Raw genomic sequence first — 23,331 nt, 5'->3', positions numbered from 1 at the left:
CTACAGTAACACAGTCATTCATGGCACTTAAATTAGATAAAACATCAATCAAACAGTGGCTTATCCGCTGGATGATCAAACTTGGTCGAGTAAAATCTGTCACCATGAGCGCGGAAGAGATCAATGCGCTGCTTGGTGAAAATCTACCAGAGACCTTTAATATTCCCGTGCCCGGAGCAAAAGGTGAAGTAATAATCCAAACAGCAAAAATCAATATGCCGCCACTGGCGGATCATTTTGTTATCCATCTGTTTTGTGCCCTTAATATTGATTCAATGGCGAACCCCATCTATCGCGCTCATGTGGATATCGAAGGTGTCGCCTGGCCAGCTTATAACCGGGAAAACAAACAAATCTTTTTAACCGACATCAAGGTTGCGAAAATGAACCTCATTCAAGATGAGTATTCATTGTTGAAAGATACCCGGCAACTGATGAATAGTCTGGTACCCGAACCTATACGTTCCGTCTTTGGCGTGACGGTAAAAACCACCTTAAATGTATTGAGCCGAGGAATTTATAAAGATGCCAAACAGTACTTATCTTTGTATATGCTCAACAACAAACAAAAGATTCTCGATTATCACAAGCCCGACCTGGAAAAAGTAGTAAAGCGACTCAGCGACGACGCCGAGTTGAATTACTACCTTGATGAACAGAATTTTGAAGAGCGACTGTTTGCCGAATTTGGCAAGGCCGTGATAGTCAAAGATGGCATGCTACAATTCATCTTTCGCCACTAAAACCTCTCAGTCCATTTTGAATCCCCCGTTTTAAAATGTTGGCATCTTTTCTGCTTAATCAGAGCAGATTATAAATAAGTAGAAAAAACGTCATTTTTATGGCGTGCTAAATAAAAATAGACATGCAAACATTCTTGGGGAAAATCAGTTTAACAGTCATTGTGTGGCTAGCTTTGCTATCCACATGTTACGGCGCTATGTCAGCAAACAGTGATAATACCATTTCACTGGATTTAGCGGGCGATATTGAGCCTATGTGCAAGGTGCGTAACAATGTTAAATCTCGTTCGATGAATTTAGATCTATCTTCTAATACCGCACAAAAAACCAATAATGTATTTATCTGGTGTAATACCGGACAAAGTAACGCGCAAGCGACTTACAGCTCTCTTAATAATGGTGTTTTAGTCAATGAAAATGGCGATAGCATCCCTTACTTGTTTACCGTAGCCAACACCGCAAGCAACCTGTCATTGACAGCACCCCAAACTGTTACACAACGCACAGGTAGTGGCACCGCTGGTAAAGATAAAGGCCGAGTAATCAAAATTAAACCGCAGGTAAATGGTTTTGAGCGAGCAGGTACTTATCGCGATACCATTTCGGTAACGGTTTCATTCGACTAACCGAGCACCATTTATCTGGCCTTGAGCTATACTGCCTGCATGCGCAGTATTTTCTTATGCTTTTTCCTTTCACTTTTCTTTATTACTCAGTTAAGCGCTGAGCCACCTTCATCTGTAGTAATTCGGGTTCCTGAAGCTCGCTCAGAATTGGACATATCACACGACTATCACCAATCATTATTGAAAATGGCGTTTGAGCAAATCACGGAGAAGCGCTTTAGGTTACAGCAAGTTCCTTTTGTCAGTGAACAGCAAGTAATAGCCGAGATAGTGAAGCACAACAATGTTGATTTGTATTGGTTGGGGGCGGACAAAGACCTTGAAAACGATTTGACCGCCATTCCTGTACCCACAACCATGGGGCTGATTGGTTTCAGAAAGTTCATCATCCACAAAAAAGATGTCCCTCTCTTTTCTGCACTGCAAGACACCAAACAATTACGCAAGCTAGTGGCCTGCCAGGGACGCTATTGGCCGGATACCAAGATATTGAATCACGCAGGTTTACGAGTAACCAGTTCGGTATTTTACGAGGATTTGTTTAAAATGTTAGCAGCTGGAAGGTGTGATTACTTTCCCAGAGGCATTCATGACCATCGCAAAGAGCTACAATTGCGCAAGGACCTTTATCCAGATTTAATCAGCTTCGAATCAATACTGTTGCACTACCCCTTCGCCGTCTATTTTTATACCCGTAAGGAAAACACTCAACTAGCCTCTTTGCTTGAAAGCAGTTTGCGACACTTAGCACAAACAGGCGCCATACGAAAGCTGATGCAGGAGCATGAGCTCACACGCGACATATTTCCGCTGCAGCATTCCTTCGACACCCGTATATTGAACATTCAAAATCCTTTTTTACCCACGAATGCTGACACCGATGACCCACGGTTATGGCTGCAACCTTCTGACTTCGGTATCAAAACCACAATTAAAACGGCTAACTAGCTTTGCTCATCAAAGAAAATAGATTCAATAGGCAACTCAAATAAGCGAGCCACTTTAAACGCCAAAGGTAAACTGGGATCAAACTTGCCCTTCTCTATGGCATTCACTGTTTGACGAGAAACATCCAACGCCTCTGCCAGATCCGCCTGCGTCCAGTCCCTCTCGGCTCTCAATACTTTTAGACGGTTTTTCACGAGTAAACCTTGTTATTAACTGCGATAGCCACCAGGTAGCTTATTCCCATTACAAATAACAGATTGGATGGATTAGGCGCAAAATCGATAAGACCTGCAGGCTGTAATAAGCCGTATAAGGTGCCAGCTATCATGGTAATCCCAAGTGAAATAGCCATAGCATTGAAGTGAATCTTACGTTGCAATTCATCCAGTCCATTCAGGAAAGCTTTATTAACTAACAGCATTTTAACACCTGCGAGTAAATTTGATGCTGCGGCGATTAGAGTGAACGTTTTATCAAAGTCCCACATTAACTTCGGACCAAAAGCCATTAATGCAGTGGTTAATAACCACATGGATGTCCAGATAAAAAGCTGCTTATTGTTGACACGAGTACGATGTTCAAGATTGTTTGATTGCGAGGTGGCATGTTGCATATGTATAACTCCCATTACATAAAGTAAAACAAACTTTACTTACAGTCACAATAACCAGCATTCCATGCGATGTCAAGTAAACGTTACTTTTTGACAAATATTAGGTACATATAGTGAGGTATTTAAGGAAGGAAGTGGAATTAAAAATATTTTAACAAGAAAAGTGACTCAGGTGATGCGGGGTTCATCACCCGAGTGATAGCGAGCAATGCTTACTCCGCAACTTGTTGATTAGTCATGGTTTCCTCAGCTATCTCTTGCGCTATTAATAATGATTGCTCTTTTAAACTGGATTCTGAGGTAGCATCGACCAGGCTCACCAGTTTGTTGTCTAAATCAAACTCGCTCTGTACCAATGTCTCGTACAAATAATAATCGGTAACGTTGTCCAGGGTGACGTTAGCCGAAGCGCTTAAAGAAGCCACAGCCAATACTGTTGCCAAAACTAATGAACCTGATTTTTGCACTAATGTTTTCATAACTTTATCCCATCTGAATTAATTGAAAATCTATTTGAGAGCAACATTTTGTTAAGCCACTTCGCTCTCGATATGGGTAAAGCATAAAGTGAATGACCGAAAAAATCGTGCAAAATACCACCAGTTTGTGTTTTTCGGCGATGAAGCGATAAGGTGTCAAAAACACAGGATAATTGAACGTAAAAATTCGTTATTTCATCTATGTCATTAAACGTGTTGCTGTCTGGGTGAAAAAAAAGGCTGCCTCTACAGGAGGCAGCCTTATCTTTTTATATCGCCTGTTGTGATTACTACTAAGCGGATTTTTCCAGTTGTTCGGGGTGTGCATGATGGTCGTGATCATCATGTTTATAGGGGTCATCATCAACAAGGGTCACTGGTGTATCCACCACGCGTTCACCAATATCATCAATGGTGAGCGTTGGGTCGTCGATGGCTTTCTCCAGTAACTCAAAAGCATCATTAAAATACAATGCCATGCTTTCCAGGCTTTTGATATTGGTATCACAACAGACAATGCCAACATTTGCCGTGTTGTTATAGGTCAACAAAGTTATATTAACCCCGCCACCAGGCACGATGGTGGAAATCGGGTAAACAGCTAACAGTTTTGCATCGCCAAAATAGCGCGTTTCTGCTGGCCCGGGCACGTTGGAAATCAAAATGTTGGCAATGGGCTTTACCAGTGATGACATGCGCAATACTTCAAATAACAGGGCGAAGGTCTGAATAAGCACAGTGTAATAACTGAAAGCACCAGAATGAGCTCGCTTAGCAGCCAATTTCACCACTCGATGATTCTCAATGATCTGACGCAGCCGCAAAATCGGATCGTGTTTACCATGAGCCAATTTCACCGGCACTATCGCTATTTTATTGCCCCCGGTTTGTTCGCCGGGTTTACGCAAGTTAATTGGCATATTGGTATAAAGTGCCTTTTCAAAGGTGTGTCCATGATCAGTTAGAAACTGGTGAACCCCAATATCAAAGCAACATAACAGCACTTCATTTACCGTAGCTCGAAGCCTTTTGCCAACGGTCTGAACGCGCGAAAAGTCCATATCAACTGTTGCGACTGTGCGGCCTCGTTTCACCTGTCCGGTAAGCATGGTTTTGGTACCAGAGAAGGGAATGGGCATATAAGTGGGATTAACCCGCAAGATCTTCATTAACAATCGCACCAGAATGATAAGGATATCTTTAAACGCAATCAAAAACTCCCATATACCTTTAAAGAAGGCCACAAATGGATTTTTTTTCGGTCTCGGTCTGCGTTTACGCTCTACCGCCCAAACAGGTGTAAATTCACCTAGTTGTGGATCGGGTAGATAGCCCGCCTGAAACCATTTCACCATCGTAGCGCCATCGCCGTACATGTGATGAATTTTAGCGTACATTGCAAACTGTTTTCCCGATTTGCCTTTGATTACCGTGTACTGCCATAGCGGCTTATCTCGCTCAAGTCGGGGCTCGTGCAGCCTGGCCACAAGCTGATGCAGCATGTGCTTGTCGGAGACGTCATCCACTTCGATGACTTTAACATGGTATTCCATGTCCAGCTCTTCCAATGGTGCAAATTTAATAGGGTAAGGACCAATTGACTTAACGCGATAATTAAAAGGTGCAACGGCTTTGTTGTAACTACGCAGTTTTTCTACCAGTTTATCCAGGTAGTCGTCTGGAGCATCATCGGGCATTTCCAACAGTTGTAAACTGGCAACGTGTTTGGGATTATCCTCCGATTCTGTAATCCAGAAGGTTTTATCCAGAAAAGGAATACTTGTGCTCATCTTATTGTCCCTGCTCACTTGCTGTAAGCGCTGTATTTTTTGTGTGTTCACTTCCGCCGTAGTGATTTTTTGTGACGGAGTCTTTAATTCATTTCCATTGTAACCATTACTCAAAATTCTTCACGTTCAATCATGGCATAAAGCGAAGTAATTTGAGATTCATCAATATTCATGTAAGGCGTCAATGCAAAGAGCACATCACCAAGACACTCATAGATGTAGTGTTCACTTTCAATGTCCTCACCTTTTAGTAAATAGTAATTAGTTGCCTGGGTAAACGCCATTGAAATGAGACGCACCAAATGATGCTGCTGACTAGCATTGAGTTGCATATTGCCCTGGCCAACATAGCGGCTGAGTAACAGATTGAAGCTTTTTTCCTGGCTTTGTATCAGACGCTTGAAGCCTCTGCCAATAGTGGGATATTTGGCCATTAAATCAGCAGGATTATGATATAAAAAGCGAAACATGTGGCTACTTTGCAAAACCATCACCAGAAAATAGAAGAACTCTTCAATTTTAAGGTCAACATCTTTTGGCGAAGCTAATATTTTATCCATGCGCTCCTTGTACATCTCAAAGAGCGCAATCACCATGACCTCCTTGCCTTTGTAGTGATAGTAAAGATTACCCGGACTGATATCCAACTCAAGGGCAATATCAACGCAGCTGACATTGTTCTCACCACTGTCATTAAACAGCTCCAATGCTGTCAGAAGTATTCGCTCTGCTGTTTTCATGTTTTACCTGTCGCCGTGTTTTGTTTTAGTAATCCATTGCGCTTTTGCATCAGGTTCCGTAAATTACGCAATGGTCGGACTTGTTACTGATACTAGCTCGCCTGTTTCACCTTCAGCAACCTTTTGTTTGCTATGGCGAGTATCAATGGAATCAATGAGTTATCTCAATTAATTCTAGACAAGCAATTAAACGACCGAAAGTAAGCAACGGGAAATAACATGATCAGAGTCTTGTTTAATAAAAAAGGGGGCGTGGGAAAATCCAGCCTGACGGTCAACTTAGCGGCAATTTCAGCCACCAAAGGACTAAAAACATTGGTGTTAGATTTAGACACCCAATGTAACGCCAGCCGCTATTTGCAAAAGGAAAACGCTGAAAAGCAAGACAGTATTTTTGAATTGTTTGATCAAACTATTACCTTTCATCTGCGTAAAAAGCCCCCTATTGAATATTGCCAGGAAACGCAATACGAAAATTTGTACATTATTCCCGGTTCCCCTAACCTGGCCGATATCGAAAGTGAGCTAGACAGCCGTCATAAGATCTATAAATTGCGAGAAGCTTTGCAAAAACTAAGCAAAGAATTTGACAGGATATTTATTGATACACCGCCAGCGTTGAATTTTTACAGCTTGTCGGCACTAATTGGTGCAGATTCGGTGTTGATACCAATTGATTGTGATGATTTTGCCATCCAGGGATTATTAAGTGTGCAAAACCAGATTGCCGAAATTATTGAGGATCACAACGAAGATCTCAAAATTGAAGGCATCATCGCTAACCAGTATATGACCAATGCCAAACTCCCCGGGAAGATCATCGATGACCTGATAGCACAAGATTATCCGGTGATCCCTAAGTACATAGCGCAATCAGTGAAAATGCGGGAATCACATCAGGTGCAAAAGCCACTTATTCACTATGCTCCGAAGCACAAACTGACCCAGTCTATTGTAGATGTTTACGAGGCAATTGAAGCTTAAATCCAGAAGAAATAGGGGTAAACGTTGCCGTTTCGTTACCCCCAATTTCTAATTCAGGCTATTCGTTTCCTAACCATTTGCTGCGACCACCTACCACATTGGGAGCCGTGCCATCCCAAAAATCCGGTATATCGTTGATACGACCTGACCAGGCACCAAATGGTGGCAGCTGATGGGCTTTGTAAGAAACTTGCTCCTTGTCGCTTACCGCATCAATAGCATACGAGTGATAGTGATAACCATAATCATCATGCTCATGCCCACCATATTCGTCCAATGCCACATCAACACCGTCGCTAGTGGTATCACCATCAAGATAAATGCCATACCCGGCAACACCATCAAAGCCAAAAGAAATAATGGGAGGATGACTGCGCCCTGCGTAATCCTCCACATTGTACATGTTCAACCCCTTGGCATAAGCACTGAACGCATCGGCGTGATAGTGAGCCCCAAGGCCCCTGCCCGAATGCATGCCGTGAGCAGACAGTTCCGCTTCATTTTGCGAAATATGCAGACTGTTATTGTAAGAGGGATAAATCAGCACACCATCAATGGCAACCCCTGTTGAAGAGATGGAAGCATAGGTATGATGAGTCAAATCCTCAGAGCCAACATCGCTGGCCAGATCGTTTTCCATGTCATTTTCAGTGAGGCTTTCGACTTCCCCGTAGTCTCTTAAAGGGATTTTAATCAGAAACAGCTCTTTGTGCAGACTGCGTGTCACGTTTTGTGTTTCATAGCTGTCGGTTGTGCCATCTCCCGGAGGCTTAGGAACATCCCAAAGCAGCGTTAAACTGTCTGGCAACCCATAACTCGCTATTACCATAAATGGATGATGGATACCGTCGTCATCGGATTCATTTGTATAATAAACAAAAGGCACTGTATGGGTACCCAACACACCATCGGTGGAGTCTGAAGACTCGTAAACCCGACTCAGCAACCCTTCCCTTGCGGCAGTGTAAAATTCAATGGGATATCTCAGACTTGCGCCTTCGGCCTCAAGCGTCTCCAGAATGTCATTTAGCATGGCAAGCGCGGCAGCCGCCGTATCTTCATCATTACCTTGAGTTGCAACCTGGTCCGCGTATGCAGCCGCTATTTGTTGTTGCAAATCACTCAAGTCGCCATCTTTGGTAAACGGCGTTACTTCCGGATTACTGACTCGTTCCACTTGCTCAGGATTGAGGTCAAATGGAATATCAAAATCAATCGGTGGCTCATAGAGGTAAAATTCAGAACTTTGTTCGACGCTGAGCTGTAAGGCTTCGTCCTGGTAAACCAGGTTTTGCGCCACCCATTCAGCGTCCGCGACAAAACCTTCGCTGTCACTGTCATAGGTATATCGATAAGTGGCTTCGATGGTGAGTGGCGATGTCCCTGTGAGAGTAAATGCCAGATAGCCTGCAGTGTCATCATCCCGAGATCCGCTGCGATAGTCCCGCAAAATAAGATTATCGGAATCATCATCCTTATCCAGAACATAGTTACTATGTTTAGTAGACACGATTCGATAGGTGTCGTTTTCCACGGCAATAAGCTTGAACATAGAGCGCAACAGTATTTCATCGCTACTGGAAGTTGCTGCAGCCAAAGAGGAAGTAACCCCCAAACTGTTACTGACGACATTATTATCATCGTTGATGATAAACACATCATCACTACTTGCAGGGCCAAAGGTAAAGCGCATCAAGTCACTGGCTTGTTCTGAAATACTCACCCAAGACACAGAGCGATTGTTACCCAGAATATCCACGATCGGCGCAGGCGTGTAGAAGTCAGCATCAACACTAGTACTTGTGGACTCTACGGTCAAAGTAACCGTATCTTGAGAGGATGATAATTCCCCATCGCTAACCACCAGCCCAAATTGATACTCTCCAGCCAGGTCCGGCAACAAATCCGGCATGACACTTGTCTCATCGCTCAAAGCAATTGCACTTCCCTCTGGTTGGGACAAAACAGACCAGAGGTAAGTCAGTTCATCACCATCCGGGTCATAGCTACCACTGCCATCTAAAACGATAGGATCCAGGCCAAGACTAATACTGAAATCTATTCCGGCATCAGCCACAGGTGCTGTATTAGTATCGTCGCCATCACCACTAATTACATCGAGCTTGTCTATCACCTCGGGCAAGGGAGCATTGACAGGTATGTCATCCGATTGCAGACCAAAGTTGATGCGCTGGATTTCCCCATCAGAACTATTTAGTACATAAAAGATTTGATTAGAGTCGCGTCTTACTGCGATATCTGCTTTTCCATCTCCGTCATAATCTGCTGGAACGGGAATATCATCTTCGTTCTTGCCAAACACGTAAGAAACAATCTCACCGTCACTGGACTGGCGGATATACCAGGTAAATGTAGATGGCCTGCGTACGGCAACATCGGTTATACCATCACCATCATAGTCCGCGGGTACTGGAATATCGTTAACATTTTTACCTAGGATGATTCTTTGGATGCCATCTTCTGCATCAGAATTGTAATTGTCGCCATTGGAGTTGCGAATATACCAGGTAAAATTTGAGGGTCTACGCACCGCGATATCATCAATGCCATCCCCATTAAAGTCTCCGCGTACCGGAATGTCGTCGCTGTTTTTCCCAAATACGATACGCTGAATGCCATCGCCATTGTCGGAGTTAAAGTTACTACCGCTGGAATTGAGAATATACCAGGTATAATTAGAAGCACGCCGCACCGCAAAGTCAGCGATATTATCGCCATCGTAATCCGCAGGCACAGGTATATCTCCTTCATGCTTACCGAAAACCACCCGTTGTATTCCATCTTCAGCGCTTGAATTGTAATTGCTTCCGGAAGAATTTCTTACATACCAGGTATAGGTGGATGGCCGACGTACGGCAATGTCGGTAATACCATCACCATCATAGTCAGCAGGTACGGGAATATCAGTGGCTTGTTTGCCAAACTGAATTCGCTGTATACCGTCTAGTGCTTCCGAATTAAAATTGTCGTCCCCGGAATTTTGGATGTACCAATAAAAGGTCGATGCCCGACGTACAGCGATGTCCGCTTTGCCATCACCATCGTAATCATAGTCGGTGGCTGCTAAAGCACTACTCGCTGATAGGCTGGCGAATAAGATGACGCCAATGAGGTTATTAGTTTTTTGCATCAATGCCTCACATCTAGAGCCTGTTGTTCTTTTCAGTGTAATTTTACAGCAAAGTTCAACACGCTTTAGTGATTAACGAGAATAAAGGAATAAAACTAACATTGGCATCAATGCTGAGAATTGGCAATTGACTGCGCTAAATATCCGTATTTTCTGCGCAGCAATTAATTAGAAAGGTCTGAATATGCAGATAAATCCCCACTAATTACCAAACGACAATCCGAGGCTGGCTAACTTCTTAGCTCGTTCGTCAAGCGCTTCAGATTCCACTTCTACCAGCTCGGCCTGCTCCAGGTTTTGCATTGAGGCTTCATTAATATTCACGATGTTGCGGCTTATTTCTTGCGAAACGCTGCTTTGCTGCTCAGCGGCTGTAGAAATCTGGATAGCTAAATCTGAAATGGCGGTAATGGCATCGTAAACTTTAAATACAATGTCTTGCGTTTGTTTTGTTTCTACTACGCAAGAATCAGCGGCCTGTTTGCCGGTTTCCATAGTGGATGCCCAATTAAGCAGGGTATTTTGAATCTCGCTGATAGACGCCTGAATCTGCTCAGTCGCAGAGTGAGTACGGCTGGACAAGGCCCGAACTTCATCCGCTACCACAGAGAAACCACGGCCATGTTCACCAGCTCTTGCCGCTTCTATGGCTGCATTCAGTGCCAATAAATTGGTTTGGTCGGCAATGCCTTGAATTTCCTGCATCACTCCACCAATTTTCTCTGCTTCTTGCGCCAGTTCACCTGCTGATCCGGCCGACTTTGCCACTTCATCAGCCAGGGCTGAAACCTCATCCATAGTGTGGTTCATAGCACTGGTTGCCTGCTGACAATAATCATGGGCGGATTCTACGCGGGAACGGGTTTCAATGGTGTTTTGCGCAACTTCATTAATAGTAGCTACCATCTCTTCAATGGCAGTGGACACCTGGTGCAATTCGTGAGTTTGTTTCTCAACCCCTTCTTTAGCGGAATGGGCTGTCAACTTGAGGTTTTTTGCTCCCTCATCGAGAGAGTGGGTGCTGTCGCTTACCCGACCAAGGATAGTGGCCACCTTGGCTTGTAACATTTGAATGTGAAATAGTGCAGAACTGTTTTCACCTGAATCGGTGTAGACCAATCGAGACACACTGTCGTAATCACTTTGTAATTTTTTGTTAAAGTTGCCTTGTGCAATGACTTCAGGATAAAACAAGCCGAGTGCCAATAAAGGCAATAAAAACGTGGCCCAATATGCCTGGCTGCCCAACCATAAAAGTAATAATGAAAGTAAGACAAATAAGGGCAATTTATATCGAGTTATCACCGCTAATGGAGAGGTAAGGCTCTGGCCGGAATTCACTTTGCGATATAAACCTTCGGCACGTTGTCGAAATTCAGGCTTGAGTTTTCTGCGCACAGACTGGTAACCCACGCGTTTGCCGTTGTCATAAATCGGTGTTACAAACGCATCTACCCAATAATAGCGTCCATCTTTACAGCGGTTTTTTACCGCGCCACGCCATGCCTTACCTTGCTTGAGCCGCTCCCACATATCAGCGAATGCCGCTTTAGGCATGTCTGGATGACGTACAATGTTGTGGTTTTTACCCACCAGCTCCGAAGGTTCATAACCTGCAACTCTACAAAAAACGTCATTTGCGTAGGTAATTATGCCGCGTTCATCAGTGGTGGAAACTAATTCCTCCTGCTCTGAGAAGGTAACCTCACTATCAACAACTTGCTGATTTCTTCGATTCATAACACTTCCTTTTCTAAACTACCCGGAATCCAATAACACCAATTTGCAATAGTAACAAAATTACCGCGGCGATGAAAAATGCTTATTTTTTTCCAGCTGTTTGCGTTTGCTATAACATCGTTTGGAACAGTATTTTACATCATGCCAACAACATTCCCATTTTTTGCGCCACACAAATGGTCGCTGGCAAACCGGGCATATCTTAGAGGGAAGGTGAGTTTTTTTCATTGATACAGGTCAAAGCACATCACTAAATATCAAATCCCAATGTCCTGAAAAAACTGATGAGCATGTTGCTGAATATCTCGCTTTTCGCTGTCGCTTTTCTTGCCTAAGGTACTGTATATCATCGACATTCGCGGATTTTTAGCAAAACTGTCTTGATTCTCTATCAGGAAATTCCAATACATATAATTGAAGGGGCAAGCCTGTTCACCTAGTTTCTGTTGCACCTTGTAGTGGCAATCTTTGCAATAATCAGACATCTTGTTGATATAACTGCCACTAGCTGCATAGGGTTTGCTGGCCAGGGTGCCACCATCGGCGAATAAAATCATCCCTGTTACATTGGGTAGTTCCACCCATTCAAAAGCATCGGCATAAACCAGCAAGTACCACTCACTCACTTCATCGGGATGCAAACCGGCCAGTAAAGCAAAGTTTCCCAGTACCATCAGGCGCTGAATATGATGGGCATAAGCGTTTTGCTTTGTAGTGCGCACACATTCCGCCATGCAGTTCATTTTCGTCTCACCACTCCAATAAAATTCCGGCAATGCGCGGGTAGCAGCGAGAAAGTTTTTATCTTTGTATTCTGGCATCAAATACCAATACAACCCCCTCACGTATTCACGCCATCCCAACACCTGTCGGATAAAACCCTCCACAGCATTAAGCGGAGTCGCGCCTATACGCCATGCATGCTCAGCCGCTTCAATGGCTTCCATCGGTGACAACAGGCCAACATTTAAGTAGAAACTGATATGGCTGTGGAACAACCAGTCCTCGCCTTGCTTCATGGCATCTTGATAGGTACCAAATTCAGGGAGACGCTGCTCGATGAAATTGTCCAGTACGTGACAGGCTTGCTCTCGGGTTACCGCAAACTGAAATGGCTCCAAATCGCCAAAATGATCATCAAAATGCTCGGCAACCAGAGCGACTACCTGTTCTGTGATCTCATCCGGTTCAAAAGTATCCTGTGCGGGAACCGGGATCTCTTTTGGGAGTTTTTTACGGTTTTGCGCATCGTAATTCCATTTGCCCCCAACTGGCTGGCCGCTCTCCATCAGGATGTTGTACTTTTTACGCATTTCGCGATAAAAAAATTCCATGCGCAGCTGCTTTTTGCCTTTGGCCCATGCGTTGAAAAATTCAGTTTCGGCGAGAAAGCGATCATCGGGAAGTAATGTAACGCTAGTTTCCAGTTTTTTCTGCCAGGTTTGCATGTCACTGAGCAATCGATATTCACCTGGCTGAGTGATAAAAACCTCTGAGTAACTGTCTTTACTGCAAAGGTTTTTCACTTCTTCAAAGAGGCTACCTTTATTTTTCGGATCGTCATACTTGCGATACAAAACCTTATAGCCTTGGGCACTTAATTCATAAGCAAAGTGGCGCATAGCAGAGAATATGAAGGCAATCTTCTTCTTGTGGTGTTTCACATAGGTGGCTTCGTTTTTTACTTCGGCCATTAGCACCACCCCGTTTTCCTTGTCTAAGCAGGCAAGACTGGAAAGGTTATGGCTTAATTGGTCGCCCAAAATCAGGCACATTTGTTTGCTCATGTCAGCGGGCTCTAAGAAACATTTTTTAGTTCTGCAAAGGCATCTAAAGCGCGCTGCCTCGAAGCTTTAAGATCCACCAGCGGTTCGGGATAATCACTGCCTAACACCACCCCACATGCGCGCAAAATATCCGTTTTAGCTTCCCAAGGTTTGTGAATGAGTTTCGCAGGCACTTTTTTGAGCTCAGGACACCAGGTTTTGACGTATTCCCCTTGTGGATCAAACTTTTCCCCTTGAGTCACGGGATTAAAAATGCGGAAATAGGGCGCCGCATCCGCGCCAGAACCGGCGACCCATTGCCAACTGGCGACGTTACTGGCAAGGTCGGCATCCACCAGGCAGTCCCAAAACCATGCCTCGCCCTCCCGCCAATCCAGCAAAAGATTCTTAACCAGAAAAGAGCCGACGATCATACGTACCCGATTGTGCATGTAGCCAGTAGCCCAAAGCTCCCGCAATCCAGCATCTACGATTGGGACCCCGGTTTTACCTTTTTGCCAGGCTTGCAGTTGCTTATTATCAGAACGCCAGGCAAACTTGTTGAACTTCGCATTAAAGTTTTCCGTTACCATATCTGAAAAGTGATACAGTAAATATGTAGAAAATTCCCGCCAGCCCAGCTCTGAAAGGTAACAATCCACATCGGGGTGCTCAAGCGATACCCCCTGTTGCTCACATTTATCTAACACTGCATACCAGACTTGATTAGGAGAGATTTCGCCAAAATGTAAATGCGGTGATAATCTGGACGTTGCTGCAACAGCAGGAATATTGCGCTCTTCTTTGTAGTTGAATAAAGGACCATCCAAAAATGTTTGCAGCCTGTCTTTAGCGCCCTGCTCTCCGGGACTCCAGTGACGCATCATCTGCTCGTCCCAGTTAATCTTGGGAATAAAATTCAGGTCTTCAATGTCTACCGTGTCGGATATCGCAGTCTCAACAAAGTCAATTTTAGCGGGCCTTTCCAAGGGGAATCTGGGGGCAGAAGCAGCTAAACAACCTTTGCGATAATAGGGCGTGAAGACTTTATAAGGTGTTCCGTCTTTTTTAAGGATATCTGTGGGCGCCCATAAATGTCCCGCATTAAAACTTTTTACCTTCAGACCTTGCTCTTGCAAACCTGACTTGATTTTAGTGTCCCGTGCTATTGTTTCAGGTTCATATCCTCTGTTCCATACGACGGCGTCTGGCTTTAGATCTGCGACAAGCTTGTTTAATACTTCCAGTGGTTCGCCTTTAAATACCTTCAAATTGCCTTTTAGAGCATCATCAACAGAGCGCAATGAATCGTGCAACCAGCGTCTGGTTGCAGCACCTGAGGCTTTTTCCACATGCGTATCATGAATGTAAATTGACAGCACAGAACCTTGTTCTGCTGCAAAGCACAACGCTGGGTTGTCGGTAAGGCGCAAATCATTGCGCATCCAATAAATCGTAACCATGGCTAATCTTTTTTGATTTCTATAAAGGTCATTACGAAGTCCCTATTGATGAGATCAGTAATCCACGCTCATGTGCTGTCATTTTAATCACTCAACATTGCCAGATGATCTGTTCGCGTGTGAGCCAGGTAATAAGCTATATGAAAACTAATATCCGCAATGGTTTATTCTGGTTCAGGCATGATCTGCGGGTGTCAGATAATCTGGCACTGCATCGCATTAGTCGCGAAGTTGATAATTTGCTTTGCGTGTTTGTATTTGAGCCTCACTGGTTTGAAGCCAGACAGTTCATGGCCAAACCTCTGGGCAAACATCGACAACATTTTTTGCAACAGTCTCTGGCTTGGTTGCAAACCGAACTGCAAAAACTCGGCTCTCACTTGCTGATAGTTGCAGGCGCCGCAGAAGTTGAAATAACAAAACTCATTAAACAGCACAGAATATCTTACCTGGCTTGCTCTGAGTGTCCCGGCACTCATGAAAAGCAACAACTAAATAAAGTGAGAGAAGCGGCCCCACATCTGACCATTTTGCAAGAAAACACGGACACGTTGTTCAATCAATTTGACTTACCCTTTGAAGTTCATGAGTTGCCTAAACACTTCACGCCCTTTCGCAAAAAAGTGGAGGCACTGAGTATTGATGCGCCGTTAAAGGCACCCGATTGGTTGCCTTCACCACCACAAAGCGCTTGTAATAGTTTTACCTCTATCAGCGCTGACAACACAATACCCAAATTATTTAAAGGTGGAGCTGTAGAGGCCAAAAAACGTTTACACTATTACAGCTACCAAAGCCAAAAATTACTCAGTTACAAACAAACCCGAAATGGCATGTTGGCTTTTGATGATTCTTCCAAACTTTCCCCTTGGCTGGCCAATGGTAACATCTCAGCCAAAGAGGTTTACCATCATATAAAGCACTTCGAAAGAGATATACAAGCAAATGAGTCTACCTGGTGGCTCTATTTCGAGTTGCTATGGCGGGAGTATTTTCAATGGTATTTGTACAAATACGGGGCTCGTATTTTCCAGTTTTCCGGGGTTAAAGACACCTCTCCCCTCACCTCTTTTTGGCCAGAGCGTTATGAAAAGTGGCGCACTGGCAATACACCCTGGCCCATAGTCAACGCCTCCATGCGACAACTCAACAGTACAGGCTACATGTCAAACAGAGCGAGGCAACTGGTCGCTAGTTGCCTGGTACACGAGCTCAATCTCGACTGGCGCTATGGTGCTGCGTGGTTCGAACAACAGCTCGTGGATTTTGATGTCGCAGTAAACTGGGGTAACTGGCAATACCTGGCTGGCGTCGGTGCAGATCCGAGAGGCCACCGTCGCTTTGATCTGGAAAAACAAGCGAAGCAGTATGACCCTGATGGTGCCTTTGTCAAAGCCTGGCTAACCCAACAGGAAATAGAGCAAATGACTGCATCCAAAATTGACTCTACGGATATGGTGGATTGGCCTTGTTAACAATGCCCGATAACGCACCCGCAAAACTGACTCCAGAGCCTATCAATATAGTCTGGCTTAAGCGCGACCTGCGCTTGCGAGACCATGAACCGCTGTATCTTGCACATCAAAACGGACACCCGATCCTACTACTTTATGTGGTTGAAGATATCCTGCAACAAGACCCCCATCTGGACATTCGACATTGGCGCTTTGTCTGGCAATCATTGCAAGATATCGAACAACAACTAGCGCCAATTGCCACTCCGTTATTAGTTACGTCAGGAGATTTTCTTCAACTACTGTCACTTTTTAAAAATCAATTTAAAAATTTCAATCTTTTCAGCCAACAGGAAATTGGGCTGGCAAATACCTTCAAACGCGACCGGGAAGTGGCAGCCTGGTGCGAGAAAAATGATATTTTTTGGCAGGAAACACCCTGCAGTGCCGTAATACGAGGGTTAAGCAACAGAGAACATTGGGACAAGCACTGGCAAAAAACCATGCGTAGCGCCACAGCAGATGTGGTGCTTGAAGACGTCAACTGGATTAACAAAGAACGAGCAGAAATCCCGACATTTGTCCCCCCCGAAAGTTGGTTGGCAACCCCGGAAACTTTCCAACCGGGCGGGGAAATGCGCGCCTGGTATACGCTACACGACTTCTTTAAGGAGCGAGGTAAAAATTACACGCGGTCAATTTCCAAACCAGACGCATCACGCCGGGCCTGCTCTCGCCTCTCCCCCTATTTGGCCTGGGGAAATATAAGTTTGCGTCAGGTTTATCAATTCACCTTAAAACATTGGGATAAAAAAGGCTGGCGTCGTGCGCTAGTGGCATTCGTTTCCCGCCTGCATTGGCATTGCCATTTTATCCAGAAGTTTGAATCTGAGTGCGCCATGGAAGCTCGCCCGGTTAACTAAGCCTATCTGCATTTTCAATACGACGACTCACCGCAGAGCAAAGTAAAACAGCGAGCCTGGCAAACAGGTAATACCGGCATCCCGTTAGTAGACGCCTGTATGCGCTGTTTACAGCAAACGGGTTACATCAATTTTCGCATGCGCGCTATGCTGGTGAGTTATCTGGTGCACCATTTGGACATTGATTGGCGTAGTGGTGTTAGCCATCTTGGCAGATTATTTCTGGATTTTGAACCCGGCATTCATTACCCCCAGTTTCAGATGCAGGCGGGCGTAACGGGTGCCAATATGATCCGTATTTATAACCCTGTTAAACAGGGGCAAGAACATGATCCCGACGGTGAATTTATCAAAAAGTGGGTACCAGAATTACGGGTACTCGATGCGCCTTTAATCCACACCCCATGGCAAATCTCTCCAATCGAAGCCCAAATGTTTGACTTTGAACCAGGTAAAACCTATCCGTTACCCATAGTTCTACCAGAAGAGAGTTATAAGCAAGCCCAGCAGAAACATTGGAGTTTTCGCAAACGGGATGATGTAAAACAAGAAGGTAAACGCATACTGGCAAGACACACCGTGCCCTCCACCCGCCACAAATACAAACGTGGCTAGTTGCAAAATCAGATTTAATTAAAGATAAAATAGATCTGAAAGAAACCTGCCGCCATGCCTAGTACGGCACCGGTAACAATAAGCTTCCATTCATCGGCCTGATAGGCGGGTCGCAGTACCCCTTCAAACTCTTCGGGAGACAACGCTTGCATTTTTTCACACAAATCGTCTCCGATTCGCAAAGCGCCGTGGGCGTATTCGTAGGCATAAAGCATATATTTACCGGTATTTTCAAATAAACGTTGGGCGGCCAACTGTTTCATGCGGTAGTAATTTTTCGACCCTACACCCAAAGCAAAATAAGGTTGAGTGATAGACACATAACGCTCTATAGCGTCATTGACGTGCAACTCAATTAATTCCAATAGATTATCGGAGCCTGAGCCATGTAACACGATATCGGTGATATTCTCTGAATTCATCACCTTCTTATCGACGATTTCCGCATAAACTCGTGCGACTTCTTCCTGGCGTTTTAAAAACATGCCCTGAAAGGTAAAGGGCCCAACTTTAATGGGATTTTTAGGCTCAAAAATAATCTTGATGGCGATCCAATTGGTGAGATACCCCACAATCAGCCCGCCTAAAGGTAGCACCCACCAAACCGGATAGTAGTACCAGGTTATCATAGTGGGAATACCCAACAGGAAGCCAAAGTAAAGGCCTGACTTTTCGATAAAGGGAAACTCTTTGGCGCCAGCACTCAGAAAGATTTCGTTGATGAGTTTAGGATTATTGACAAGTTGAGTAACAACAAGCTCTTTAATATCCAAAATCTCAGAAACATTGTGCTTGAAGTCGCTAATAATTTTGCGCACTACATTAGGAATGTCCATTTCAATGCGGGCATAAACCAAATTTTTACCCTGTGCAGGTAAACTTGCCCAAGCCGTTGGAGCGGCTTCTTGCATTACATCGTTGACGACCTTGCGAATAACTTGTTTAAGTCGGCGATGGATATTTTTACTGATTTCATCGGCATCAAGACGGCCTGCAATTTCTTGCACGCTGAGCAACTTCCCCAGCACCAGCTCCACCTCAATTTCCGCCATTTCGCGACGTTTCATTGGGATCAGGCCCTGCCAACCAAAAATTGGTTTAATGCCAATAAATTCGATGGGGTAAAACATCATTTTAACGGCGAGGAAATTAGTAAACCATCCAACAACGGCGCTGATCATCGGTATCAGCAGCAGCATGTAGTGTTCCTGGACGAGTTCCATCATAAGTTTGTGTGACTGTTAACTATTATTTTTATTCGAAATTGAAAGACAGGCTAACCACTGGGATTAGAATGGTCAATCTAAAAACCAAAATTTGCCGTATTGAGATATAGAAGTTCAAAAAGCAATCGATAAGGGTTAACAAACTTACCCGATTTTAACCGAAGTTTGATACACGTTCACGGATTTTCGGCTAAATTTCAGGATTTGGTAGCCAATTCTAATTCGATCGGTTTATATTGTGTCATTATCGAAGTTGTAGATCGAGACTATGCAAAGACCACTGACCCTGGGAAAAATTGAAGAAGCTATAAACAACGCTTCATCCTATCAAGAGTATCGCGAAGCCTGTGAAGCTCACGATGCCTTGTCTGGTGCAGATGAGTGGAAGGAGAAAGACCGTGACAGGGGTTATGATTATCGACTTATCCGCAAGCGCGTGGAGCGCCTGAAATTCGCTCGATTACACGGGGACCCCGCTGGATTGATGTCCATTCTACACGAGGGGATCCACGGCAACTTGGGAAACATTTCCAACCCGGAGCTGAATAACTACTGCAAAATCGGTACAAAAAACCTCATCCAGGAGTTTATGGATGAGGTGTGCGAAGCCTTGAGCATGATTTACCATGCCGATGAAAACGATATCGACTTTTACGAAAAACTCTCATTCTTTGAAGAAACCTATTACGCCTACGGCAAATCCTGCCTCATGCTAAGTGGCGGCGCAGGCTTGGGCTTTTTCCACTGTGGCGTAGTTAAGGCGCTGGTTGAAGAAGATTTAATGCCCAATATCATTAGCGGTGCCAGTGCCGGTTCCATCATAACTGGCCTTGTAGGAACAAGAACCGATGACGAACTAAAAGATGTACTCACTGCAGAGTCTATCTACGAACGATTTCGACAATGGTCGGTGTGGCAAGGATTTGGTAAAGACGGGTTATTAGACAGCACCAACCTTGAAAATGCCTTAATTGAACTTTTCGGTGATATGACGTTTGAAGAGGCCTTTAAAAAGACTGGCCGCAAGATCACTATTACAGTGTCACCGGCCGATTTGCATCAGTATTCTAGGTTGTTAAACCAGAAAACCTCTCCTAACGCTATTATCACTATGGCGGTGAGAGCTTCTACCGCCATCCCTATGGTGTACTCACCAGTACAACTGAGAGCCAAGAATGCCAGCGGCCAAATAGTGCCCTACATTCCCAATCGAAAATTCTGCGATGGCTCCATTATGGCCGATATGCCATTTCAGCGACTGGCCAGATTGTATGGTGTGAATCATAGCATCGTGAGCCAAACCAACCCGATTGCCGTGCCCTTTTTGTCGCGTAATAAAAAGCACGTGCATGATTTTGCCTCTATCACTAAACGTCATTTGTTTAATCTGGCAAAAATGAACAGTATCTATGCTTTTGATTTGGTTGAAAATGCCATTGACAATCGCGCGCTAAAATTGGGTATTCACAAGGTCCGCTCAATTGTGGAACAGCAGTATGTGGGCGACATCAATATTCTTCCACAGCGCAGCGTGCGCAATATTTCCAAAATATTTTCCAATCCTACACGTGGTGCGATTCAGGATCTAATTGACAGTGCCGAGCGTGCTACCTGGCCACAAATGGATAACATCCGACGTAATACACAAATCAGCAAGGCTTTCAGAAAGTACAACAAGTTGCTCAAAAAGCGCGAGCAGCAGTTACTCTCAGGGCAATCAGGGTTGCGCCTGGTTAAAGCGGGTTAATACCCTAAGCCGCTTTTGCCCCGCAAAAGCGCTTTTTCAGCTCTTCAAAATGGCGTTCAGCATGATCTTTGATCATGCTGCTCACATGTTTGCGCAACCAGCATAATCCCCCATCTTTTTCCTGACGTTTATGCCAGTGGCTGCAAAGTTGCGCCCCCTGTATTTCTACCGGTGGTTTAGTGACAGCCAATTTGCCACTGAAAATCGCTTTTTCAAGCGTGGTCGGTGGCACTACCGAAATTAAATCACTTTCTGCAATGAGATCGGCGACCGCAGAAAAGTGATTCACCGTCATAGCAATGCGCCGCTTAAGACCGTGTTGGGCCAAAACCTGATCGGTATACCCCGTAATATCGCCTGATAGCGAAACCAATAAATGTTCCGCCTCTGCGAATTCTTCCAGGCTTAAGTTCGCTTTTGCCAAGGGATGACCCGGACGCATAATGCACACATACTTCGGTGTATACAGATACTCTGATCTTATTACGGAGGGATCTTCAATATTATTCGCACCGATCACCAGATCCACTTCCGCGTCAATCAACACTTGTTCACCATTGATGATGGTATAAGGGATTGCGTGAATATTGATGCCGGGGGCTTCTTGTTCAATGATCTTGCGCAGTGGCAACCAGACAATATCAACCACAGCATCCGCCACTGCCAATCTGAAAGTACGCTTAGACGTCGCAGGGTCAAAACTCTCCGGAGCCACCGCACTGCTCAATTCCTGCAGAGGCTCTCGAATTTGGGCCCACAAATTGCGGGCATATAACGTGGGATGAATTGAGCGACCTTCTTTAATAAATAACTCATCTTTCCAAACATGACGCATGCGAGAAACGGCATTGGACACCGCCGGCTGTGTCATAGAGAGTCGCTCTGCGGCTCGCGTGATGGAACCTTCGGTCATGATAGCGTCAAATACCATTAATAAATTGAGTTCTTGATTGCGCATATTCATCTTCCTGCAAGTTAAACATCATTTAAAATGATGTATCTCATACAATCATATAATTATTTTTATTTATTGCAAGCCCGCATAATGCCTCTCGTCTGAATACCAATGTTGAGGAGCATTATCATGTCAGTGAAAAATAGTTTAAGAAGTTCCCTGCTCGCTTTAAGCGCTTTAGTGATAAGTGCATGCGGTACCCATGCACAAGAAAATACTACCCCACCGGCTCCACAAGTCTCTGTAGCACAGGTAATTGAGCAACGTCTCACCGAGTGGGATGAATTTACCGGTCGACTGGAGGCGCCACAAAGTGTCGAATTAAGACCGCGGGTCTCAGGCTATATCGATATTGTCGCTTTTGAAGAAGGTGACGTGGTTAATGTGGGTGATCCGTTATTCTTTATCGACAACAAACCTTTTAAAGCAGAAGTACGTCGCCTCGAAGCCGACTTGATGAACGCGGAAGCTCAGCATGAATTGGCCATTTCTGAGGCGCAGCGTGCTGAAAACCTGTTAGTGAAAAATGCCATCTCGCAGGAACTCGCTGACAGCCGCAGGGCACAGCTAAAACAGGCAAAAGCAAGAGTACAATCCGTTGCAGCCGCGCTTGAATTGGCCCGCTTAAATCTGAGTTATACCCGTGTGGCAGCACCGATTGCTGGACGTGTTTCCCGCGCCGATTTTACCAAAGGTAACTATGTTACTGCCGGGCAGTCTGTACTCACCAATCTGGTATCTACCGATAAAGTGTATGCTTATTTTGAGGCGGATGAACAGACCTATTTGCACTATGTAAAACTAGCCCGTGAAGGCAGTCGTCCCAGTTCTCGTGAACATGAAAACCTCGTACTGATGGGCCTTGCATCTGATAAAGACTATCCCCACCAGGGTTATATTGATTTTGTCGATAACCGAATCAATCCCACCAGCGGCACCATCCGTGGTCGCGCCGTATTTGACAACGACGGACAATTCATTCCCGGCTTATTCGCCAGAATCAAATTAGTAGGTAGTGCCAGCTACGACGGTATTCTTATTGATGACAAGGCCATAGGTACAGATTTAAGCAACAAATTCGTATTGGTACTGGATGACAACAATCAGGTGCAATACCGCGCAGTCACCTTGGGGGAAAAGTTAAATGGCTTGAGGATCATTAAGTCTGGTTTAAAAGCCGGAGAAAAAATTGTGGTCAATGGCCTGCAACGAGTTCGTCCCGGCACCACCGTTAATCCACAAATGATTTCTATGGCTGGATCAGCCCAATTACAAGCGCTGCTTCAAATTCAGGCTGCTATAGACGCAAACTACAACCGCCCAAGTCTGGCTCAAAAATCCAATAGCCCGGCAGTAGTGGGAGGTTAA

The 23,331-nt window shown here is 44.8% G+C and carries 21 protein-coding genes; 9 read left to right on the top strand and 12 right to left on the bottom strand.

All coding sequences use genetic code 11. From position 1 onward, the window contains the following. Positions 1 to 20: 20 nt before the first annotated feature. From ACXAGP_RS07000 to ACXAGP_RS06990, 3 genes are all read left to right on the top strand, one after another. A complete protein-coding gene (locus ACXAGP_RS07000; RefSeq protein ID WP_475260426.1) occupies positions 21 to 743 on the top strand; it encodes a hypothetical protein in 723 nt (240 codons plus the stop codon). Between the two features lie 197 nt (positions 744 to 940). Beyond that, complete coding sequence (locus ACXAGP_RS06995; RefSeq protein WP_475260425.1) at positions 941 to 1,369, top strand: hypothetical protein; 429 nt, start codon at positions 941 to 943, stop codon at positions 1,367 to 1,369. A 39-nt stretch (positions 1,370 to 1,408) separates the two neighbouring features. Then, positions 1,409 to 2,317, top strand: a complete 909-nt coding sequence (locus ACXAGP_RS06990) for a hypothetical protein (RefSeq protein ID WP_475260423.1) — start codon at positions 1,409 to 1,411, stop codon at positions 2,315 to 2,317. Here the strand turns inward: ACXAGP_RS06990 and ACXAGP_RS06985 are convergent. The 5 genes from ACXAGP_RS06985 to ACXAGP_RS06965 form a co-directional block, all read right to left on the bottom strand. Further along, entirely contained in the window at positions 2,314 to 2,511 is a 198-nt protein-coding gene (locus ACXAGP_RS06985; protein WP_475260422.1) for a helix-turn-helix transcriptional regulator, read from the bottom strand. The genes ACXAGP_RS06990 and ACXAGP_RS06985 overlap by 4 nt on opposite strands. Continuing rightward, positions 2,508 to 2,930, bottom strand: coding sequence for a hypothetical protein (locus ACXAGP_RS06980; protein ID WP_475260421.1), 423 nt, complete (start codon positions 2,928 to 2,930; stop codon positions 2,508 to 2,510). Before ACXAGP_RS06980 ends, ACXAGP_RS06985 begins: the two co-directional genes overlap by 4 nt. 212 nt (positions 2,931 to 3,142) lie before the next feature. Next, entirely contained in the window at positions 3,143 to 3,409 is a 267-nt protein-coding gene (locus ACXAGP_RS06975; RefSeq protein WP_475260420.1) for a hypothetical protein, read from the bottom strand. Between the two features lie 293 nt (positions 3,410 to 3,702). Next, entirely contained in the window at positions 3,703 to 5,199 is a 1,497-nt protein-coding gene (locus ACXAGP_RS06970) for a wax ester/triacylglycerol synthase domain-containing protein (RefSeq protein ID WP_475260419.1), read from the bottom strand. A gap of 110 nt (positions 5,200 to 5,309) precedes the next feature. After that, on the bottom strand, positions 5,310 to 5,939 hold the full coding sequence (locus tag ACXAGP_RS06965) for a TetR/AcrR family transcriptional regulator (RefSeq protein ID WP_475260417.1): 630 nt from the start codon (positions 5,937 to 5,939) through the stop codon (positions 5,310 to 5,312). Positions 5,940 to 6,158: 219 nt separating this feature from the next. Here ACXAGP_RS06965 and ACXAGP_RS06960 point away from each other — a divergent pair, with 219 nt between their 5' ends. After that, entirely contained in the window at positions 6,159 to 6,923 is a 765-nt protein-coding gene (locus tag ACXAGP_RS06960) for a ParA family protein (RefSeq protein WP_475260415.1), read from the top strand. A gap of 58 nt (positions 6,924 to 6,981) precedes the next feature. Here the strand turns inward: ACXAGP_RS06960 and ACXAGP_RS06955 are convergent, their stop codons facing one another. From ACXAGP_RS06955 to ACXAGP_RS06935, 5 genes are all read right to left on the bottom strand, one after another. Continuing rightward, on the bottom strand, positions 6,982 to 10,074 hold the full coding sequence (locus ACXAGP_RS06955) for an FG-GAP repeat domain-containing protein (RefSeq protein ID WP_475260414.1): 3,093 nt from the start codon (positions 10,072 to 10,074) through the stop codon (positions 6,982 to 6,984). A 201-nt stretch (positions 10,075 to 10,275) separates the two neighbouring features. Beyond that, entirely contained in the window at positions 10,276 to 11,814 is a 1,539-nt protein-coding gene (locus ACXAGP_RS06950) for a methyl-accepting chemotaxis protein (protein ID WP_475260413.1), read from the bottom strand. A gap of 60 nt (positions 11,815 to 11,874) precedes the next feature. After that, positions 11,875 to 12,042, bottom strand: coding sequence for a DUF2256 domain-containing protein (locus ACXAGP_RS06945; protein ID WP_475260412.1), 168 nt, complete (start codon positions 12,040 to 12,042; stop codon positions 11,875 to 11,877). Positions 12,043 to 12,071: 29 nt separating this feature from the next. Then, positions 12,072 to 13,601 (bottom strand): cryptochrome/photolyase family protein, encoded by a 1,530-nt coding sequence (locus tag ACXAGP_RS06940; protein ID WP_475260410.1) that lies wholly within the window; start codon positions 13,599 to 13,601, stop codon positions 12,072 to 12,074. Positions 13,602 to 13,612: 11 nt separating this feature from the next. Then, entirely contained in the window at positions 13,613 to 15,043 is a 1,431-nt protein-coding gene (locus ACXAGP_RS06935; RefSeq protein ID WP_475260409.1) for a cryptochrome/photolyase family protein, read from the bottom strand. Between the two features lie 140 nt (positions 15,044 to 15,183). Here ACXAGP_RS06935 and ACXAGP_RS06930 point away from each other — a divergent pair, with 140 nt between their 5' ends. From ACXAGP_RS06930 to ACXAGP_RS06920, 3 genes are read left to right on the top strand one after another with little or no spacing between them, the layout of a single operon-like run. Then, complete coding sequence (locus ACXAGP_RS06930) at positions 15,184 to 16,518, top strand: DASH family cryptochrome (RefSeq protein ID WP_475260408.1); 1,335 nt, start codon at positions 15,184 to 15,186, stop codon at positions 16,516 to 16,518. Then, the gene (locus ACXAGP_RS06925; RefSeq protein WP_475260407.1) at positions 16,506 to 17,420 is read left to right on the top strand and encodes a deoxyribodipyrimidine photo-lyase; all 915 of its coding nucleotides are present in this window, start codon (positions 16,506 to 16,508) and stop codon (positions 17,418 to 17,420) included. Before ACXAGP_RS06930 ends, ACXAGP_RS06925 begins: the two co-directional genes overlap by 13 nt. Positions 17,421 to 17,426: 6 nt before the next feature. Next, positions 17,427 to 18,035 carry an FAD-binding domain-containing protein gene (locus ACXAGP_RS06920; RefSeq protein ID WP_475260947.1) on the top strand — a complete coding sequence of 203 codons (609 nt, stop codon included), beginning with the start codon at positions 17,427 to 17,429 and terminating at the stop codon, positions 18,033 to 18,035. A gap of 14 nt (positions 18,036 to 18,049) precedes the next feature. Here ACXAGP_RS06920 and ACXAGP_RS06915 read toward each other — a convergent pair whose 3' ends face one another. Continuing rightward, positions 18,050 to 19,234, bottom strand: coding sequence for a DUF445 domain-containing protein (locus tag ACXAGP_RS06915; RefSeq protein ID WP_475260405.1), 1,185 nt, complete (start codon positions 19,232 to 19,234; stop codon positions 18,050 to 18,052). A gap of 295 nt (positions 19,235 to 19,529) precedes the next feature. On the opposite strand from ACXAGP_RS06915, the gene ACXAGP_RS06910 reads away from it, so the two are divergent. Continuing rightward, complete coding sequence (locus ACXAGP_RS06910; protein WP_475260403.1) at positions 19,530 to 21,008, top strand: DUF3336 domain-containing protein; 1,479 nt, start codon at positions 19,530 to 19,532, stop codon at positions 21,006 to 21,008. A 4-nt stretch (positions 21,009 to 21,012) separates the two neighbouring features. Here ACXAGP_RS06910 and ACXAGP_RS06905 read toward each other — a convergent pair whose 3' ends face one another. Continuing rightward, positions 21,013 to 21,966, bottom strand: coding sequence for a LysR family transcriptional regulator (locus ACXAGP_RS06905; RefSeq protein WP_475260402.1), 954 nt, complete (start codon positions 21,964 to 21,966; stop codon positions 21,013 to 21,015). Positions 21,967 to 22,092: 126 nt separating this feature from the next. Here ACXAGP_RS06905 and ACXAGP_RS06900 point away from each other — a divergent pair, with 126 nt between their 5' ends. Continuing rightward, entirely contained in the window at positions 22,093 to 23,331 is a 1,239-nt protein-coding gene (locus ACXAGP_RS06900; RefSeq protein WP_475260400.1) for an efflux RND transporter periplasmic adaptor subunit, read from the top strand.

It is taken from the genome of Planctobacterium sp. AWM4_229, from assembly GCF_056160305.1.
Note: the sequence above shows the minus strand (reverse complement) of the source record. Positions and strands in the feature narration are given on the sequence as shown.